The organism is Pseudomonas sp. CROZ-RG-20F-R04-15 (assembly GCF_022662375.1).
Lineage (GTDB): Bacteria > Pseudomonadota > Gammaproteobacteria > Pseudomonadales > Pseudomonadaceae > Aquipseudomonas.
In genome coordinates, this window is sequence record NZ_JAKNQL010000024.1 from 18,370 (window position 1) to 36,097 (window position 17,728).

The 17,728-nt window shown below is 57.6% G+C and carries 17 protein-coding genes; 5 read left to right on the forward strand and 12 right to left on the reverse strand.

Going from position 1 to position 17,728, the window contains the following annotated elements; translation table 11 throughout:
- Positions 1 to 85: 85 nt before the first annotated feature.
- The gene (locus tag L8H52_RS25090) at positions 86 to 1,450 is read left to right on the forward strand and encodes a glutamine synthetase family protein (RefSeq protein WP_242209223.1); all 1,365 of its coding nucleotides are present in this window, start codon (positions 86 to 88) and stop codon (positions 1,448 to 1,450) included.
- 148 nt (positions 1,451 to 1,598) lie between these two features.
- Positions 1,599 to 2,882, forward strand: coding sequence for an FAD-binding oxidoreductase (locus tag L8H52_RS25095; RefSeq protein WP_242209224.1), 1,284 nt, complete (start codon positions 1,599 to 1,601; stop codon positions 2,880 to 2,882).
- Positions 2,883 to 3,014: 132 nt separating this feature from the next.
- On the opposite strand, the gene L8H52_RS25100 is transcribed toward L8H52_RS25095, so the two are convergent.
- Entirely contained in the window at positions 3,015 to 3,800 is a 786-nt protein-coding gene (locus L8H52_RS25100) for a DeoR/GlpR family DNA-binding transcription regulator (protein ID WP_242209225.1), read from the reverse strand.
- A gap of 255 nt (positions 3,801 to 4,055) precedes the next feature.
- Entirely contained in the window at positions 4,056 to 4,949 is an 894-nt protein-coding gene (locus tag L8H52_RS25105) for a LysR family transcriptional regulator (RefSeq protein ID WP_242209226.1), read from the reverse strand.
- 85 nt (positions 4,950 to 5,034) lie between these two features.
- On the opposite strand from L8H52_RS25105, the gene L8H52_RS25110 reads away from it, so the two are divergent.
- On the forward strand, positions 5,035 to 5,811 hold the full coding sequence (locus L8H52_RS25110) for an NAD(P)H-dependent oxidoreductase (RefSeq protein ID WP_242209227.1): 777 nt from the start codon (positions 5,035 to 5,037) through the stop codon (positions 5,809 to 5,811).
- Between the two features lie 280 nt (positions 5,812 to 6,091).
- On the opposite strand, the gene L8H52_RS25115 is transcribed toward L8H52_RS25110, so the two are convergent.
- The 3 genes from L8H52_RS25115 to L8H52_RS25125 all read right to left on the reverse strand — a co-directional run bounded on the left by L8H52_RS25115 (position 6,092) and on the right by L8H52_RS25125 (position 8,100).
- The gene (locus L8H52_RS25115; protein ID WP_242209228.1) at positions 6,092 to 7,114 is read right to left on the reverse strand and encodes an AbrB family transcriptional regulator; all 1,023 of its coding nucleotides are present in this window, start codon (positions 7,112 to 7,114) and stop codon (positions 6,092 to 6,094) included.
- Positions 7,115 to 7,272: 158 nt separating this feature from the next.
- Positions 7,273 to 7,695 carry an HD domain-containing protein gene (locus L8H52_RS25120; protein WP_242209229.1) on the reverse strand — a complete coding sequence of 141 codons (423 nt, stop codon included), beginning with the start codon at positions 7,693 to 7,695 and terminating at the stop codon, positions 7,273 to 7,275.
- A 15-nt stretch (positions 7,696 to 7,710) separates the two neighbouring features.
- Positions 7,711 to 8,100 (reverse strand): hypothetical protein, encoded by a 390-nt coding sequence (locus L8H52_RS25125; protein ID WP_242209230.1) that lies wholly within the window; start codon positions 8,098 to 8,100, stop codon positions 7,711 to 7,713.
- 165 nt (positions 8,101 to 8,265) lie between these two features.
- Here L8H52_RS25125 and L8H52_RS25130 point away from each other — a divergent pair, with 165 nt between their 5' ends.
- Positions 8,266 to 8,697, forward strand: coding sequence for a hypothetical protein (locus tag L8H52_RS25130; protein ID WP_242209231.1), 432 nt, complete (start codon positions 8,266 to 8,268; stop codon positions 8,695 to 8,697).
- A gap of 78 nt (positions 8,698 to 8,775) precedes the next feature.
- Here L8H52_RS25130 and L8H52_RS25135 read toward each other — a convergent pair whose 3' ends face one another.
- A complete protein-coding gene (locus L8H52_RS25135; protein WP_038365626.1) occupies positions 8,776 to 9,060 on the reverse strand; it encodes a hypothetical protein in 285 nt (94 codons plus the stop codon).
- 567 nt (positions 9,061 to 9,627) lie between these two features.
- Here L8H52_RS25135 and L8H52_RS25140 point away from each other — a divergent pair.
- Complete coding sequence (locus L8H52_RS25140; protein WP_242209232.1) at positions 9,628 to 9,918, forward strand: fructose-bisphosphate aldolase; 291 nt, start codon at positions 9,628 to 9,630, stop codon at positions 9,916 to 9,918.
- 86 nt (positions 9,919 to 10,004) lie between these two features.
- On the opposite strand, the gene L8H52_RS25145 is transcribed toward L8H52_RS25140, so the two are convergent.
- The 6 genes from L8H52_RS25145 to L8H52_RS25170 all read right to left on the reverse strand — a co-directional run bounded on the left by L8H52_RS25145 (position 10,005) and on the right by L8H52_RS25170 (position 17,672).
- Positions 10,005 to 11,555: a glycosyltransferase gene (locus tag L8H52_RS25145; RefSeq protein ID WP_242209233.1), complete on the reverse strand. Its 1,551-nt coding sequence runs from the start codon at positions 11,553 to 11,555 to the stop codon at positions 10,005 to 10,007.
- Positions 11,552 to 11,818 carry a hypothetical protein gene (locus L8H52_RS25150; RefSeq protein ID WP_242209234.1) on the reverse strand — a complete coding sequence of 89 codons (267 nt, stop codon included), beginning with the start codon at positions 11,816 to 11,818 and terminating at the stop codon, positions 11,552 to 11,554. The genes L8H52_RS25145 and L8H52_RS25150 overlap by 4 nt, the downstream gene beginning before the upstream one ends.
- Before the next feature lie 408 nt (positions 11,819 to 12,226).
- Positions 12,227 to 12,775 (reverse strand): cupin domain-containing protein, encoded by a 549-nt coding sequence (locus L8H52_RS25155; protein WP_007950154.1) that lies wholly within the window; start codon positions 12,773 to 12,775, stop codon positions 12,227 to 12,229.
- Between the two features lie 414 nt (positions 12,776 to 13,189).
- The gene (locus L8H52_RS25160) at positions 13,190 to 14,473 is read right to left on the reverse strand and encodes an FAD-binding oxidoreductase (protein ID WP_242209235.1); all 1,284 of its coding nucleotides are present in this window, start codon (positions 14,471 to 14,473) and stop codon (positions 13,190 to 13,192) included.
- A 49-nt stretch (positions 14,474 to 14,522) separates the two neighbouring features.
- Positions 14,523 to 16,013 (reverse strand): aldehyde dehydrogenase, encoded by a 1,491-nt coding sequence (locus L8H52_RS25165; protein ID WP_064389317.1) that lies wholly within the window; start codon positions 16,011 to 16,013, stop codon positions 14,523 to 14,525.
- A gap of 282 nt (positions 16,014 to 16,295) precedes the next feature.
- Positions 16,296 to 17,672 (reverse strand): glutamine synthetase family protein, encoded by a 1,377-nt coding sequence (locus L8H52_RS25170; protein WP_007918694.1) that lies wholly within the window; start codon positions 17,670 to 17,672, stop codon positions 16,296 to 16,298.
- Positions 17,673 to 17,728 lie beyond the last annotated feature (56 nt).

The following is a 17,728-nucleotide window of genomic DNA, read 5'->3' on the forward strand; positions in this document are numbered from 1 at the left end:
CCCTGCCAGGACAGCCACGCCTATTGCCGCGTCGTGTCCGGCCCGAATCTGCGCGCCTGTGCGGCGCCATCGTGAGTGATTGATTATGAAATTCGCAGCCATCGAAGACGCACGTCTGTTCCTTGAACAGAACCCCGATATCGACATGATCGAACTGTTCATCCTCGACGCCAACGGCGTGCCACGCGGCAAGCTGTTGCACCGTGAAGAACTGCTCGCCGTGTACCAAAGCGGTCGCCCCCTGCCGAGCACCATCCTTGGTTTGACCGTGCAAGGTGAAGACGTCGAGAACTCCGGTCTGGTCTGGGACGTCGGCGATATCGACTGCCGCGCCTATCCACTGGAAGGCAGTCTGGTGCGCCTGCCGTGGCGGCAGATTCCGACCGCCGCCGTGCAGGTCAGCATGCACCCGACCGAGGGCATGCCCGCCAGCATCGCTGACCCTCGGCACTTGCTGATCAAGGTCATCGACGGCCTCAAGGCCGAGGGTTATTACCCGGTGATGGCCTGCGAGTTGGAGTTCTATCTGCTCGACGCCAAACGCGATCACAACGGCCGTCCGCAACCGGCGCTGGATGCTGACGGAGGCCGACCGCGACACACTCAGGTCTACGGTTTGCGTGAGCTGGAACAGATCGAACCGTTCCTCGCCGACCTCTACAGCGCCTGCAAACTGCACGGTATTCCGGCGCGCACGGCGATTTCCGAATACGCGCCGGGCCAGGTGGAAATCACCCTTGAACATGGCGATGCACTGGAGGCCATGGATCAGGCGGTGCGCTACAAACGTCTGGTCAAAGCCATTGCCCACAAGCACGGCATGCAGGCGACGTTCATGGCCAAGCCGTTCGATGATCTGGCCGGCACCGGCATGCACATGCACGTCAGTCTGGCCGATGGCGCGGGACATAATCTGTTCGCCTCGGAAGACCCGGCCGGCACGCCGCTGCTGCGCACGGCGATTGGCGGCATGCTCGCCTCGCTACTCGATTCGTTGCTGCTGTTCTGCCCGAACGCCAACTCGTACCGGCGCTTTCAGGCCAACAGCTATGCACCGCTGGCGCCGACCTGGGGCGTCGACAATCGCACCGTGAGCCTGCGCGTTCCGGGCGGCCCGGCCAACACTCGGCACATCGAACACCGCATCTGCGGTGCCGACGCCAACCCGTATCTGGCAGCGGCAGCGATCCTTGCCGGGATTCATCGCGGCATTCGTGAAGACCTTGATCCGGGTGCGCCGGTGGAAGGCAATGGCTATGCGCAGGCGAAGGAATTGCTGCCGACCGATTGGCTGACTTCGCTGCAGGCGCTGGAGAGTTCGGTGTGGGCGCGGGATGCGTTAGGGCAGGAATTTCTCGGGGTGTATCTGGCGGTGAAACGTGCCGAGTATCGGCAGTTCATGGCCGAGGTGGGTGAGCAGGATTGGCGCTGGTATCTCACCGAAGCTTAACGATCCGACACCGAACCTGTGGGAGCGAGCCTGCTCGCGAAGGCGTCGTCACATTCAACATTTTGGGTGACTGACACACCGCTTTCGCGAGCAAGCTCGCTCCCACAGGGGACTGCACTCCGACTCCCGAATTTGTGTGGACACTGACATGACCGAACGCTGCAATTCCTACTACACCGCCACCCTCAACCAGGACACCGACTACCCGACCCTGCAAGGCCGGCACACCGTCGACGTGGTGATCATCGGCGGCGGGTTCACCGGCGTCGCCACTGCCGTCGAACTCGCCGAAAAAGGCCTGAAAGTCGCCATCGTCGAAAGCCACAAGATCGGCTGGGGCGCCACTGGCCGTAATGGCGGCCAAGTCACCGGCAGCCTCTCTGGCGACGGTGCGATGCGCAAACAGATGCGCGCGAAACTCGGCGACGATGTCGATGATTTCATCTGGCACCTGCGCTGGCGCGGGCACGAAATCATCCAGCAACGCGTCGAGAAGTACGGCATTCAATGCGACCTCAAACACGGCCATTTGCACGCGGCGTACAAGCCCAGTCACATGACCGACCTGCGCAAGGATTATGAAGAAGCCGTACGGCGCGGATTGGCCGATGAGGTCAGCCTGCTCGACCGCAGTCAGGTGCGCGATCTGCTGCAAAGCGAGCTCTACCACGGCGCAATCAAGAACACCCGCAACATGCATCTGCACCCGCTCAATCTGTGCATCGGTGAGGCGCGGGCGGCGGAAAGTCTAGGGGCGCTGATCTTCGAGAACAGCGAAGTGCTGGAGATCATTCACGGCGCTACACCGGGTGTGCGCACGGCTCACGGACAGATCGACGCTAATCAGGTAATGCTCGCTGGCGACGTCTATCACAAGCTCGAACCGGGGCAACTCAAGGGCAAGATTTTCCCGGCCATGGGCGGCATCGTTACCACGGCGCCGCTCGGCGACCTGGCGAAACAGATCAACCCCGAAGACCTTGCGGTGTATGACTGCCGTTTCGTCCTCGACTACTACCGCCTCACCGCCGACGGCCGTTTGTTGTTCGGCGGTGGCGCCAACTACAGCGGCAAGGATTCACGCGACATCGCCGCCGAACTGCGCCCGTGCATCGAGCAAACCTTCCCGGCGCTCAAAGGTGTGCAGATCGATTACCAGTGGAGCTGCGCGATGGGCATCGTCATCAACCGCATCCCGCAACTGGGCAAGCTCTCGGACAACGTCTGGTACTGCCAAGGCTACTCGGGGCACGGCATTGCGACGACGCACATCATGGGCGAAATCATGAGCCGGGCGATTACCGGGCAGATGGAGCAGTTTGATACGTTTGCCGCGTGCCAGCATATTCGTGTGCCGATGGGGGATTTGCTCGGTAATCCGTTGTTGGCGGCGGGGATGTGGTACTACCAGATGCTTGAGCGCCTGCGCTGAAAGATGGGGTGAATGTACCGGCCCCTTCGCGAGCAAGCTCGCTCCCACATTCGACCGCGTTCATGAGCTAGATATCGGTGACCTGTGGGAGCGAGCCTGCTCGCGAAGAGGCCCTCAAACCCACCAAAAAATTCAATCCGGCAACTGCTCGACCACAATCCCCAACCGCCGATAATCCTCGACACTCCCCGACGCCACATGCCTTTCGGTAATCAGCGTATGCAGGCGCGTGCACGGCGCCACCACAAACGGCTCCACCGCCCCGAGCTTGTCCGCCGTGGTCACCGCAATCACCCGCGCCGCGCCCTCCAGCATCGCCTGCTTCACCGGCACTTCATCGAAATGCAGCGAAGTGATGCCCACCTCCGGATGAATCGCACACACGCCAGTAATCGCCAGATCCGCCCTGATCCCGGCCAGCAGCCGCAGCGCCTCATGCCCACCCGCCGCCATCGTTCTCGGATTCAACTGGCCACCGGCGAGAATCACTTTCACACCCTTGAATTCGGACAAGGCAATCGCCGTCATCGGTGAAGCGGTCACCGCCGTGATGCTGATATCTGCACGTAACGAGCGCGCCACTTGCAGCGTGGTCGAGCCGGAGTCGAACAACACAATCTGCCCGTCCTCAATCTCCTGCGCCGCCCGTTGCGCCAGGCGAATTTTCACCTCATCCGTCTCGTCCAGCCGCGTGAAGTAATTCTTGCCGGAGTCCTTCGGACGCGGCAACGCCCCGCCGTGCACGCGCTGCACCAGTCCGGCGTTGTCCAGTTCGGCGAGGTCGCGGCGGATGGTGTCTTCGGAGACTGCGAAGTGCTGGCTCAAGTCGGACGCCATGACTTTACCGTCACGTTCGAGGAGCAAAAGGATTTTCTGTCGACGCAGGGACGGCAGTTCTGCCGAAGAATGATCGCGCATGGTTATGCCTGTTTATGCTTGTAATTGCAGGTTTCTGCGAGACTAACCAAAGCTCCGCGCAAACACAAATCGGCAGGTATCAATTGTTTCGATCATTGGAATCAACAAGGCGAATTTTTTCTTTGCTTTCAGCCTGTTCAGAATGGCCCCACTTCTAAAAGGCTCAGGATGAACACCTCATGAATCTCAATTTTGCGTTTGCGTGCATGATCGTCGTGTCGTTTGCGATTGCCTTGGGCCACGCCTGACAGCGCCTCAGACCGACGCCAGCAGCTGCTCACGCAGCCATTTGTGTGCCGGGTCGCGATGCGAACGCTCACCCCAGAACATCGCCATCTCGTAACCAGGCACCTCCAGCGGCGCGTCGACCACTTGCAAGGCCGGGTTGCCACGCACCAGGCGTGACGGCAGCATCGCCACCAGATCGGTACTGGCCAACACCGACATTGCCATCAGAAAGTGCGGCACCGACAACGCCACTTTGCGCATCAGCCCGACATCGGCCAACGCCCGGTCAGTCACCCCGAAAAAGCCCCCGCCCTCTCGCGACACCATCACATGTTCCAGCGCGCAGAACTGTTTACGCGTGGGCGCAGACTTTAATCGCGGATGCCCGACTCGACCGGCGAGCACATAACGCTCAGTAAACAGTGGTCGCCGATGCAGCTCCGGCGGTGCGTCTTCGCTGATGTGCAGCGCCAGATCGAAGACGCCCTGCTCGGCCTGTTTGACCAGATGCGCCGGCGTCAGATCGATCACCGCCAGCCGCGTGCCCGGCGCCTGTTCGCGCAAGCTGCTCAGCGCCGGCAACACCACCGTCGACTCGCCGTAATCGGTCGCGGCGATTTTCCAGGTGTGCGTCGCCAGCGCCGGATCGAACGCACTGGCCGGCGCCACCGCCCTCTCCAACGCCTCCAGCGCCTCGCGCAACGGCTCACGCAATTCATCGGCGCGCGCCGTCGGGCGCATGCCCCGAGGTCCGGGTAACAGCAACGGATCGCCAAAGATGTCGCGCAACTTGGCCAGATGCACACTCACCGAAGGCTGCGACAGGTTCAAGCGCTGCGCGGCGCGGGTGACGTTGTGCTCCGACAGCAACACATCGAGGGTCAGCAGCAGATTGATATCCAACCGTCTCAAATTATTCATGGCTATACCAGACATATCAGACATTCATTTCCAATATACCGGTTGAACGCCGATCCTGCAGTCACTCAGCTAACGGAGCTTCAACATGAACGTCTTACTCGTCTACGCGCACCCGGAACCGACTTCCCTCAACGGCTCGCTGCGCGACTTCAGCGTCCAGCGCCTGCAAGCCGCCGGCCACACCGTGCAGGTCTCCGACCACTATGCGATGAACTGGAAAGCCACGCTGGACGCCGATGACGCCCCGCAGCGCGATGCGACGAAACCTTTTCACGCTTCGCTCGACTCGAAAATCGCTTACGCCGAAGGCACTCAAGCCGCCGACATCGCTCGCGAGCAGGAGAAACTGTTGTGGGCCGACGCGCTGATTCTGCAGTTTCCGCTGTGGTGGTTCACCATGCCGGCGATTCTCAAAGGTTGGGTTGATCGGGTGTATGCCTATGGCTTTGCCTACGGCGTCGGCGAACACTCCGACAGCCGTTGGGGTGAGCGATATGGCGAAGGAAAAATGAAAGGCAAACGAGCGATGTTGATGGTCACCACGGGTGGCTGGGAGTCGCATTACGCGGCGCGTGGGATCAACGGGCCGATGGATGATTTACTTTTTCCGATTCAGCACGGGATTTTGTATTACCCCGGTTTTGAAGTGGTGCCACCGTTTGTGGTGTATCGGACGAGTCGGATGGATGCGGCGCGGTATGCCGAGACTTGCGAGGAATTGGGGCGGCGACTGGATGAGTTGTGGAGTGCGCGGCCGATTGGGTTTCGGCAGCAGAATGGGGGGGAGTATGAGATTCCTGCTTTGACGTTGAAGAGCGATATCGCGCCGGATAGCGAAGGCTTCGACGCACACATCCGCTAGCGCCGCATCAACGACGTAGAGCAAAAGCCCCTCACCCTAACCCTCTCCCAGAGGGAGAGGGGACTGACCGAGGTGTTTGGAAGAGGTACGCCGACCTGAAACACCGAGTCGAACTCAGGTTTTGAAAGCTTCCCCGTGACGTGAGATACCCGAGTCGAACTCAGGCTTTGAATGACATGAAGATCGGCTCCCTTTCCCCCTCGCCCCCCTGGGGGGAGAGGGCTGGGGTGAGGGGGACGGATCTAACTGACACACCGCAACACATTGGCGTCAGCTCGAGTCAGGCTTCCTCCCGCGCCCGCCGCACCTGCACCAACAACGCCGGGGCAAAGTGCAGCAACACCATCCGGCTCAAATGATGAGTCAGGATAAACACCACATTCAGCCCACCACCAAACGCGACAATCGCAATCGTTTCAATCGCTCCCGGCATGTACGCCAGCCACAGCGACAGCGGATCACTGCCCAACCAGCGCGCCGCCACTTCCGCAAACACCGCCGCCACCACGATCATCAACCCAACCGAGACCAACGCGGTGCGGCCATGACGTCCCAGGTCCGCGAAGCCAAGCCCCTGAAACCTTGAGCCGATCCGCACGCCGAGAATCAGCGCCGCTAGATTCAAACTCCAGTCCGGCATGTGAAACCCGTGCAGCCATCCCGATTTCACAAACACCGCCGTGATAATGATCGCCGTGAGCATGAACGGCGCCGGGACGCCGATCACCAGCAGCAAACGCCCGATAAGCACGCTCAATGCGATCACCGAAAGCGCGGTCAGCGCCATGCCTGTCGTCAAAGGATCACCGTCGGCAACCGCCACCGCAGCGGCTTGGCCGGGAATCAGGAAACTCACCAGCACAGTGATGAGCAGCAAGCGCATCAAGTGCACGATGATGACTTTGCTCGACGCTTTCTCCGACTCGAGCAAATCGAACACCGCTGCCAGCGCACCGGGATAAACCGCCAACAGCGCATCAGTGCGATTCCAGCCTGCGCCGCGGGTCAGCCACCACCCGGCCAGCGCGATCTGCACCGTCAGGCAAATCAGCAACACGCCGAGGCTAGGCAACATTGTCGAGGCCGTCTCGCTGTCCCACGCTTCGAACATCAGCCCGGTGGCGATGCCCAGCGTGATCTGTATGTAACCAAGTCCATAGGGGGTTGCCGGGGCGATACCGGTTTTACTGGCGAACAATGCAGTGACGACAATCGAGCCCAACAACAAACCGTGGGGCACGCCTTCGAACTGCAACAGTGCGCCGAAACCGGCAGCAATCAACAAACAGAGAATGGATTTCATAGTCGCCTTCCTGGCTAATAACCTGACCCAACATCTTCGAATAATCACTTGTCACTGTGGGAGCGAGCCTGCTCGCGAAAGCGTCGTGCCAGTCGCAGATAGGTAACTGACCTGACGCCTTCGCGAGCAGGCTCGCTCCCACAAGGAGGTCGTTTCTATTACATACGCAGCCGTGCAATCGCGCGGCGGTATTTTTCGACTCGTTCGAGATCTTCCCAACTCGGCGATGCAATCCGCGACAGGTCGCTGTTCTCTTCCAGATCCGCCAATTTCACCACCCGCCCGATCGGGTTCTGCGCGGCGCGCTCGACGAAGTCTTCATAGGATTCGCCCGGCACTTTGGTCACGGATTCGATAGCGCTCAAAACTTCCTCGCTGAAGCCTTCCCTGCGCAAATCATCGAGGCTGACACCACAGTCCTCAACCACGTCATGCAGCACGGCAACGATGCGTTCTTCCAGCGTGCTCATGCGCAACATGACTTTCAGCGGATGCAAAATGTACGGCGCACCGCCCTTGTCGACCTGCCCGGCGTGGGCCGTGGCGGCGATGGCGATAGCGCGTTCGAGGGTCTGGGTCATGGGAGTCTCCGTGGGTTAAACGCCGTAGCGGCCGCCGACGTGGATGTTGCGTTTGAGCCAAGCGCCCATGGCCTTCAAGCGACCGACAGGCTTCGCCAGCTCGGCGTGACGCTTGAGAATCATCGACACCAATGTCACTTGATCCGCACTAGGATGCGCGTCAATCAACTCAGCGACCCAGGCACAATCAGACTTCTTCAAGTGCTCACGCCACTCACCGGGCCAGGCTTCCAGCTCATCCAGCGCCAACCAGCGCGCACCGCCCTGCCCACCATGCCCTCCGGCCGTCGACTGTTCGAAACACAAAGGCGTGGCCGGTCGGGACAGGTCGATGTTGAAAATGTAGACGTCGTGGGTTGAATGCTGCGACGTGGGGGCGTTATTGCGGCTGCCGATTTCGATCATGGGCAATGTTCCATTCCTTGGGCGCTAATGTTTCCGATTGTTTCGCAGTGTACGCGACAGGAGCAAATCAAAAACCCGATGGAACCTCCCTCCTCCGCACAATCTCGAAACTGTATCAGCGCCAAATCATCGATCAGACACGGCGCCTTTGAAGAGGAAACCCCGATGAACATTCGCTTCCTGCTTCTGATCGCCACCTTCGCCATCATCCCCACCTGCGTCATGGCCGAAGGCTGCGACGTCCAGACCCAATCCTCCAGCGCCTCAGTGCCGTCGGTCGAAAGCCACAGTTGTTATGAATACGAAGGCATGCCGGTCAACTCAATCGACTGGTCGTGCAGCAACGAAAGCAAAGACATGCTCAGCAGCACCAAGAACAAAGTCGAACATTGCGCCGATCACTATCAGGCCACATGTATCGCCACGATCACCCAGGAATCCCTCGCCAACCCGCATTCAACCAGCAAAGATAAAAACGCCAAAGCGTTGAACATCCCCGACAACGCGCAAGTGACCACGTATTACTACGACGTGGAGCATTTGGCCCAGGCGCGGATTGATTGTGAGAATGGTGGCGGGCAGTGGAAGGCGAAGTGAACGACTGATATCTGCGTTCGCGACAGGAAAAGAAAAGCCCGGCTCAAAAAGACCGGGCTTTTTAGTGCGCGAATTCCATTAACCACCGCCGTTACCACCACTGCTGCTACCGGACGGTTGACCCGCAGGGCTGGGCTTGGAGGCAGAAGGCACCGGCCCATTGTCGGTCTTGCCACCATCACCGCCCTTGGGTAGAGAATTGGCATCCGGGTCGGCATTGGTGGCAGGGGACGCCGGGTCACGCGTCTGGCTGGTGCCGTCGTTTGCCGTTGGGGTGGACGTCTCGCCGGCCGCGATCGCATAAAGCGAACTGCCGGACAGCAACGCCGCGAGCGTAAGCACCGCGATTTTATGGTTCAGCATGGTGGCTCTTCCTTTGCTGGGTGAGTTACAGCATTGGAAGAAGGTGTGCGGCGAACGTGCGGTGTGTCGGACGAATGGTTATCGCCCAAAAGGCTCGCGCAATTTCAATGTCTGAAAACTTCGTAGGAAAACACCCCATGTGGCGAGGGAGCTTGTTCCCGCTGGGCTGCGAAGCTGACCCGAAACCGGATAGTCCGTTTCTGCCAGACATAGCGCGGGCCCCGAATTACGACGACTGCGTCGCCGAGCGGGAGCACGCTGCCTTGCTACGGGTACGGGTTTCACGTCCTACAGGTCGGTTGTGGCTGGTGAAATTGCTGCCTAGAGTGACTCCGTCGCTGACCACAGTCAGCGACGGGTTTCGCAGCCCTAACGAGAAATTGGCTAACACCGTCTAGCGACAATTCTGGCAAAATTCGCCAGCATTACGTTTTATGGCGGTTGTGTGCGGGAGACTTTCGAGTCTGCCGAGTCTGGTTTCTCCTCGGTCTGCGAACCCGCTCACAACCGCCACCCATCTTGTTTCGCAGCAAAACGGTGGCTCATTTTTACTGAGAGGCCTTTGCTATGACGATCAAAAAACCGCTCCACCACTACGTCCACATGTCGCACCCCGCCACCGATCACCCCGTCCTCCTTATCGATGCCAACGCACCACTAGGTGACCTCCATGCCTGCGCCGCTGAACGCCTCAACGCCGTCCTCAAATACCTCGATCTCATTGCCTGCATCCGCCTCCCCGACCACGCCGTCCATGACATCAACACCGTCACCAACATCGCCAGGATCATGGTGCAGGATGTGAGTGATGTGTTTCGAGTGATTGAGCAGCGGGGGTTTGATACTTTAAAAATATAATATCCTCTTATAAAAACCGCATAAGTGCGGTTTTTATTTTCAAGCGGTGGCGAGTGCCAGAGGTCCCGAAAACCAATAGCCAACTACTAAACCAACTCCACTCCGTCTCGGAGCGCCTCCAAGTCGTGAATACCGAGCTTTCTCAAATCCGCCTGAGCAAGCAAAAAGTGTTTGTGCCATAGATTGGGACCGCTTCCACCACGATGAGAGATCTGCCAAGGCTTTGGGGAATCAAGAAAATGCCATACCACACTGTCACGCTCGAGATAATTTATATCTCCTGGAAACAGAAAAGAATTGTACTTCGCAGATAGAGGATGAAAATGCCCTTTCAACGCCTTATTAATTGCACACTGATCGTGATATATCAACTCCACTTCTGGATCCAACACATAACCTATAGCTTTCTGAAGAATAACTTCGGTAGCAGGGTGCTTCAAATCAAATAGCATCACACCTGAGTTCAGGTATTTCTGATTTGATATACCGTGAAGCTTCATTGCTCGCACAACTTTATCTATTTTCCGATCGACTACACCGGACACCGGAAACCCCATCTGATCGACAGCAAACATTGGCATCAGATCGTTGACCACAACTATATCCGCATCCAAATAGATCAACTTACCAAACCCCATACCACACAGCATCTTTATCGCAAACAATCTACCATACGCCATAGACGAAAGTGTTCTGACAGTATGATACCCGTAACGCTCACGACACTTACTGATCTCCGGCATGTTCTCGTGAATTAAAAGAAACTCTGGCAGCCCCGCAAACTGGGAAACTTTTCCAGATATCATTTCCCAAAATGATATTTCCGATTCGGGTAGAAACAATGCAAAAACCGGTTTGACCGAACATTGATTCATTTCTCTGACCACATCAAAAATAGCAACTAAAGCCGGAATTCGGTATGACTTATCCACGCAGAGTAGAATGACGTTTTTCGCAACTGGAATTTTCGATGATAGATCAACTCCACTTAAGTCGATACACGAGACAGGCGATAATCCTCTAACATCATCTCCCTTGTGATAGAGAGAAGAGACCGCTGCTCTGCAAGCCATCAAATCAGGAAGACGGTACCACCCCTCAACATCCTCGATATATTCAACGACTTCTTGTGCACTTCTTTCGCTGTCGATCATCCGCAATACGGCTTGCATTTGCCTGTGATAGCAAAACTCAGAGCGAATTAGATATCTCAATAACTTTCTTCCAGTGACGAGATCTCCTACCTCAATATAATAATAAATAATTGAACTTAATAGACAACATGGCAAAAAACAATATCCGGTATAAAAAGCAATCAACTCACCCGCGCAATCAAGTCTATTTTTCTCACAGAGAAAATCAATCCTGACACTAGCAAGGCTAGGTTCCATCATAAAATCCTGAAGAGTTAGCTGCGAGAATAATTCTTCCACCGCTTCCTCGCTTTCAACCTCTAAAGCCAGCCTGACTTCCAACGCTTTTAATTTCAGATTAAATGGGCAAACCGCTACTAGATACTTAATTAACGACCTAGGGCAATCAGTTTCCCCCCGCTCCATCAAACCAAAAACCAAATCGACAAGCAAATCTACGTACTCAGGGGCAATTTCAAATAACGGATGGTAAATCAGTTTCACCAAAAACTGATCCGCCCCGTACAAGACTGAGAGCGACAACAAAGACTTGATGGATCCACTATTCGCACACCCATGCTTTTTTCAAGATAGGCAATCACATCATCAACTTCCACAGCATTTAAAGAGCATCTTATGGCAAGCACCTCAAAATCAGATAGATTTTCCAGCGGCGTTTCTTTTTCATAAAAACGATAGTTTTTTTTAGTTAATGCCATCAACCCTTGCAGGTCAACCGCTCTCTGGACAAATTCAATACTATTCATATATTGCTCCTGCTCAGCAGTCACCGATAAACAATTCTTCCCGAGAAAAATTCTTGATCGTAAAACTCAACAGCCAACAAATCAACTCCATCCACTTCAAAACACCGACCCCGGCATCAATAGCAAGGAGTGGACTAATGCTATTTAAATTTACGACCGTGCACACCTGTCACAACTGACAGGCCGCAATAACATTTCGCAATTAATAACTACTTTTTTATACGAGCCAGAACTAGATTTTCTGCTGCCATTAAAAGCTCAAAAAATTATTTACGCGCCCTCTTCGCAGCCATCTTCGAACAGAATGCACTTCAATAAATCGCAAAAAAAATCCGACACCAAAATGGCATCGGATTTTTCAAATGTACAACGAGAGTTCAATTGAGCAAGCAACTCAAGTATCTAGTATTAAAAATTCGCCGGCGTATTCGCACTAATAATCTCAGCCTCATCCGCCCCGATATTCCGAAACTTATGCGGCAGCGTCGTCGGAAAGTAATACCCATCCCCCGCATTCAACACACTCACCGACCCATCCACCGTCAACTCAACCGTGCCACGGGTGACAAGCCCACACTCCTCGCCCTCGGCGTGAACGATCGGCTCTTCCCCGGAACTCGCACCCGGTGCGTATTGCTCGCGCAGCAAGCGCATCTGGCGGCTCGGCACGGAGGCGCCGATCAGCAGCAGGCGGAGGCCGTGGCGGCCGAGGTCGGGTTGTTCGTTGGCGCGGAAGACATATTGATGTTCGCGCGGGGGTTGGTCGAAGGTGAAGAAGTCGGCCAGGGACATCGGTATGCCTTCGAGCAGCTTTTTCAGGGAGCTGACGGAGGGGCTGACGCGATTCTGTTCGATCAGGGAGATGGTGGCATTGGTCACGCCGCTACGTCGGGCCAGCTCGCGCTGGGAGAGTTTGTAGCTTTCGCGTACTAGTTTGAGTCGAGAACCCGTATCCATGACTGCCTTATGTGAGAACGACTTAAGGGCGATGGGGGTGGGTGGCGGGTGACGCGCCGAGGGCGCGGATCACGTTGCTCCCGTGTCCCGGAACCGTGAAAGGCGGCTATTAAATCACGTTTGCCGGTGTTGCTCAGCAGGTTCGATGGACGGTGGGGAAAAAGTCCTTCTGGCCTTGGTAATACGGACCTGTAGGAGTGAGCCTGCTCGCGATTGGGCGGCACATTCACCATTATTTTTGACTGGATAACCGCCTTCGCGAGCAAGCTCGCTCCCACAGGGTTTGTGGTGTTTCTGTGGGAGGGATGGTGGCTGGGCTGGCCTCATCGCGAGCAGGCTCACTCCTACATTTTGATATTTGGTGTGTCAGGTAAAAAACCGGCGGGGTCTTGGGGCCACCGCCGGGGAGGTAACTTAGACGCCGAAGCGGTCGCGCAGTGAGTAGTAGACGGCGCCGAGGGCGGTGAGTGGCGCGGAGAACGTGCGGCCACCGAGCATTGGCATGTGCGGCAAGGAGGCGAAGGCATCGAAACGTTCGGCGTCGCCACGGATCATTTCCGAGATCAGTTTGCCGGCGAGGTGCGAGCACGTGACGCCGTGGCCGCTGTAGCCTTGCATGTAGTAGGCGTTTTTCTCGACGCGACCGAATTGCGGCATGCGTGACATGGTCAGCAGGAAATTGCCGGTCCAGCGGTAGTCGATTTTCACGTCCTTGAGCTGCGGGAAGGTCTTGAGGATCTTCGGGCGGATCAGTTGTTCGATGTCGTCCGGTTCGCGTGCGCCGTAGACCACGCCGCCGCCGTAAAGCAAACGGTTGTCGGCCGTCAGGCGGTAGTAATCCAGCAGGTAGTTGCAGTCTTCGACGCAGTAGTTGTTGGTGATCAGGCTGCGCGCCTGCTTCTCGGTCAGCGGTTCGGTGACGACGATCTGCGAGCCGCACGGCATGCTTTTCGCGGTCACGCGGTTGTCGAGGCCTTGCGGAAGGTAGGCGTTGCCGGCGATCAGAAGGTACTTGGCGCGGACCTGGCCTTTGGCGGTGCGCACGACGTTGGGCTCGCCGTATTTGATTTCCACGGCAGCCGACTGCTCGTAGATTTTGCCACCCAAACGCGTAATCGCCGCAGCTTCACCGAGCGCCAGGTTCAACGGATGAACGTGGCCGCCCTGCATGTCGAGCAGGCCACCGACGTAAGCGTCGGAACCGACTTCGCGACGAATCTCAGCCGCATCGAGCATCTTCAGATTGTTATTGCCGTAACGTTCCCAGCCACGCTTCTGCTCAGCCAGACCGTTGAGTTGTTTCTTGTTCATCGCTGCGAAGATGCCGCCCGGGCGGTAGTCGCATTGGATGTCGTATTCCTTGATACGCGAACGGATGATGTCGGCGCCTTCGAAGATCATGCTGCCAAGAATTTCTGCAGTCTTGTCGCCGTAGCGCTCTTCGATCACGTCGACGTCGCGGCTGTACGAGTTGACCAGTTGACCGCCGTTGCGACCGCTGGCGCCGTAGCCGACTTTCGCCGCTTCCAGCACCGTCACTTTATAGCCGGCTTCGGTGAGGAACAGCGCCGAGGACAGGCCGGTGTAGCCGGCGCCGATGATGCAGACATCGCACTCGACCGACTCTTCCAGAACCGGAAAGTCGATGACTTCGTTGCGGGTGGCGGCGTAGTAGCTGTTTACGTGTTGCTGTTTCATACGTTTCTCCGAGGGTCGCCAATAAACGGCGACCACCGCTGTAATAGAGTCAGAGCTTGATCCAGGTCGCTTTCAGCTCGGTGTACTTGTCGAACGCGTGCAGCGATTTATCGCGGCCGTTGCCCGACTGTTTGAAACCACCGAACGGTGCGGTCATGTCGCCGCCGTCGTACTGGTTGACCCAGACGCTGCCGGCACGCAGGCCACGGGCGAAGGTGTGCGCCTTGCTGAGGTTGCTGGTCCAGACGCCGGCGGCGAGGCCGAAGATGCTGTCGTTGGCGATCTGCAGCGCTTCTTCAGCGGTGTCGAAGGTGATCAGCGACAGCACTGGGCCGAAGATTTCTTCCTGGGCGATGGTCATCGCATTGGTCACGCCGTCGAACAGCGCCGGTTGCACATAGAGGCCACCGGTTTCTTCGAGGGTGCGTTGGCCGCCCGCGATCAGCTCGGCGCCCTGCTCGCGACCGATGCTGATGTAGCGCAGCACGTTGTCGAGTTGACGCTGATCGACCACGGCGCCGACGGTGGTCGCCGGATCGAGTGAATGACCCGGTTTCCACGCTTGCAGCGCTTCCACCAACAGCGGAATGAATTGCTCGCGGATCGAACGCTCGACCAGCAAGCGCGAACCGGCGGTGCACACTTCGCCCTGGTTGAAAGCAATGGCGCCGGCCGCTGCTTGTGCTGCCGCACGCAAGTCCGGTGCGTCGGCAAACACCACGTTCGGGCTCTTGCCCCCTGCTTCGAGCCAGACGCGTTTCATGTTGCTTTGGCCGGCATAAATCATCAGTTGCTTGGCAATCGCCGTGGAGCCGGTGAAGGCCAGCACGTCGACGTCCATGTGCAACGCCAGCGCCTTGCCGACGGTGTGGCCGAAGCCTGGCAAGACGTTGAACACGCCTTTCGGAATGCCGGCATCCAGCGCCAACTGCGCGATGCGGATCGCCGTCAGCGGCGATTTTTCCGAAGGTTTGAGAATGAACGAGTTGCCTGCTGCCAGCGCTGGAGCGAACTTCCAGCTGGCCATGATCAGCGGGAAGTTCCACGGCACGATGGCCGCGACCACGCCGGATGGCTCGCGGGTGACGAGGCCGAGTTGATCGTGCGGGGTGGCGGCGACTTCGTCGTAGATCTTGTCGATGGCTTCGGCGCTCCAGCGGATCGCGTTGGCGGTCGCCGGGATGTCGATGCTCATCGAATCGCTGATCGGTTTACCCATGTCGAGGGTTTCCAGCAGCGCCAGTTCTTCCTGGTTCTGCAGGATCAGATCGGCGAAGCGGATCAGGATGCGCTTGCGCTCGGCCGGGGCTTTTTTCGCCCACACGCCGGATTCAAAAGACTGGCGCGCGACTTCAACGGCGAGGTTGGCGTCGGCTTCATCGGTGCTGGCCACGGAGGCGAGGAAACGGCCGTCGACGGGGCTCAGGCATTCGAAGGTGTCGCCACTGATGGCCGGGCGGTATTCACCGTTGATGAACGCGCGGGCTTCGATGGTCAGGGACTGGAAGCGTTGTTCCCAGTCGTTGCGGGTCGTTGTCATTGTTGTGGCTCGACAAGGGGGGATTGGGGGTGTCGGGGTGTTGTGTCTGGCTTGCTGTGTCTGTCTTGAGATGGCTGCCCTCACCCTAGCCCTCTCCCGGAGGTAGAGGGGACCGACCGAAGTGTCTCGGGATCTGCACCGACCTGAACGACCGAGTCGAATATGGATTCGGCAAAAATCGTTCAGGTCGGCGGATTGCCCGAGCATCCCCGAATCAGTCCCCTCTCCCTCCGGGAGAGGGTTAGGGTGAGGGGCTCTTCAGCTTTTGAGGGCCTCAGCCAATCACACCGTATGCAGATACCAGTTGTACTCAAGGTCAGAAATCGAGTTCTCGAACTCGGCCAGCTCGCTTTCCTTGCACGCGACAAACACGTCGATGTACATCGGGTCGATATAGCGGGCCATGACTTCGCTGTCGTCCAGCTCGCGCAGTGCGTCGCGCAGGTTGTTCGGCAGGCTCTGCTCGTTCTGCTCGTAGCTGTTGCCTTCCACCGGGGCGCCCGGCTCGATCTGATTGGTCAGACCGTGGTGAATGCCGGCCAGTACCGAAGCCATCAGCAGGTACGGGTTGGCGTCAGCGCCGGCAACGCGATGCTCGATACGAACAGCGTCGGCCGAACCGGTTGGCACACGAACCGCAACGGTGCGGTTGTCGATGCCCCAGCTCGGCGAATTCGGTACGTAGAATTGCGCGCCAAAGCGGCGGTACGAGTTGACGTTCGGGCAGAGGAACGCCATTTGCGCAGGCAGGGTCTCCAGCACACCGCCGATCGCGTGACGCAGTGCGGCGTTCTGCTCGGGATCCTCGCTGGCGAAGATGTTGTTGCCTTCTTTGTCCAGGATCGAAATGTGCACGTGCAGACCGTTGCCCGCCTGGCCCGGATACGGCTTGGCCATGAAGGTGGTGTCCATCTCGTGGTCGTAGGCGATGTTCTTCACCAGACGCTTGAGCAGGACGGCGTAGTCGCACGCCTTGATCGGGTCGGAGACGTGATGCAGGTTGACTTCGAACTGCGCCGGGGCGCTTTCCTTGACGATCGCGTCAGCCGGGATGCCCTGCTCTTTCGCGCCTTCGAGGATGTCTTGCAGACAATCGACGTATTCATCGAGGTCGTCGATCAGATAGACCTGAGTCGACACTGGACGCTTGCCGGACACCGGCGAACGTGGCGATTGCGGACGGCCGTTCACGTTGTCCTGATCGATCAGGTAGAACTCGAGTTCGAACGCCGCGCAGATAGTCAGACCGAGGTCGTCGAATTTGCGCACGACGTTGGCCAGCACTTCACGCGGGTCAGCGAAGAACGGCTGGCCTTCGATCTCGTGCATGGTCATCAGGAGTTGTGCGGTTGGGCGCTTCTGCCACGGCTCGATGCTCAGGGTGCCGGGGATCGGATAGCAAATACGGTCAGCGTCGCCGATGTCCAGACCCAGGCCGGTGCTTTCCACCGTGGAGCCATTGATGTCGAGCGCGAAAAGCGAGGCCGGCAGGTTGATGCCTTTCTCGTAAACCTTATGAAGACTGGTGCGTTCGATGCGCTTGCCGCGCACCACACCGTTCATATCCGCAATCAGAAGGTCGACGTACAAAACCTCAGGATATTTCTTAAGGAATGCGTTTGCTTCGTTGAGTTGAACGGTACGCAGAGGGACCGACATGATGCACCTATTTAGCTGTTAATTATTATGTTCACTGCTGTTTCGCCGAGCCAGTC

What these genes read in the sequence shown, in the direction of transcription:
- L8H52_RS25095 (WP_242209224.1), top strand. Translation starts at nt 1,599, where the DNA reads ATGACCGAACGCTGCAATTCCTACTACACCGCCACCCTCAACCAGGAC.
- L8H52_RS25135 (WP_038365626.1), bottom strand. Translation starts at nt 9,060, where the DNA reads ATGCTGAACCATAAAATCGCGGTGCTTACGCTCGCGGCGTTGCTGTCC.
- L8H52_RS25150 (WP_242209234.1), bottom strand. Translation starts at nt 11,818, where the DNA reads ATGAATAGTATTGAATTTGTCCAGAGAGCGGTTGACCTGCAAGGGTTG.
- L8H52_RS25160 (WP_242209235.1), bottom strand. Translation starts at nt 14,473, where the DNA reads ATGAAACAGCAACACGTAAACAGCTACTACGCCGCCACCCGCAACGAA.
- L8H52_RS25100 (WP_242209225.1), bottom strand. Translation starts at nt 3,800, where the DNA reads ATGCGCGATCATTCTTCGGCAGAACTGCCGTCCCTGCGTCGACAGAAA.
- L8H52_RS25090 (WP_242209223.1), top strand. Translation starts at nt 86, where the DNA reads ATGAAATTCGCAGCCATCGAAGACGCACGTCTGTTCCTTGAACAGAAC.
- L8H52_RS25125 (WP_242209230.1), bottom strand. Translation starts at nt 8,100, where the DNA reads ATGATCGAAATCGGCAGCCGCAATAACGCCCCCACGTCGCAGCATTCA.
- L8H52_RS25105 (WP_242209226.1), bottom strand. Translation starts at nt 4,949, where the DNA reads ATGAATAATTTGAGACGGTTGGATATCAATCTGCTGCTGACCCTCGAT.
- L8H52_RS25165 (WP_064389317.1), bottom strand. Translation starts at nt 16,013, where the DNA reads ATGACAACGACCCGCAACGACTGGGAACAACGCTTCCAGTCCCTGACC.
- L8H52_RS25130 (WP_242209231.1), top strand. Translation starts at nt 8,266, where the DNA reads ATGAACATTCGCTTCCTGCTTCTGATCGCCACCTTCGCCATCATCCCC.
- L8H52_RS25110 (WP_242209227.1), top strand. Translation starts at nt 5,035, where the DNA reads ATGAACGTCTTACTCGTCTACGCGCACCCGGAACCGACTTCCCTCAAC.
- L8H52_RS25115 (WP_242209228.1), bottom strand. Translation starts at nt 7,114, where the DNA reads ATGAAATCCATTCTCTGTTTGTTGATTGCTGCCGGTTTCGGCGCACTG.
- L8H52_RS25120 (WP_242209229.1), bottom strand. Translation starts at nt 7,695, where the DNA reads ATGACCCAGACCCTCGAACGCGCTATCGCCATCGCCGCCACGGCCCAC.
- L8H52_RS25155 (WP_007950154.1), bottom strand. Translation starts at nt 12,775, where the DNA reads ATGGATACGGGTTCTCGACTCAAACTAGTACGCGAAAGCTACAAACTC.
- L8H52_RS25140 (WP_242209232.1), top strand. Translation starts at nt 9,628, where the DNA reads ATGACGATCAAAAAACCGCTCCACCACTACGTCCACATGTCGCACCCC.
- L8H52_RS25170 (WP_007918694.1), bottom strand. Translation starts at nt 17,672, where the DNA reads ATGTCGGTCCCTCTGCGTACCGTTCAACTCAACGAAGCAAACGCATTC.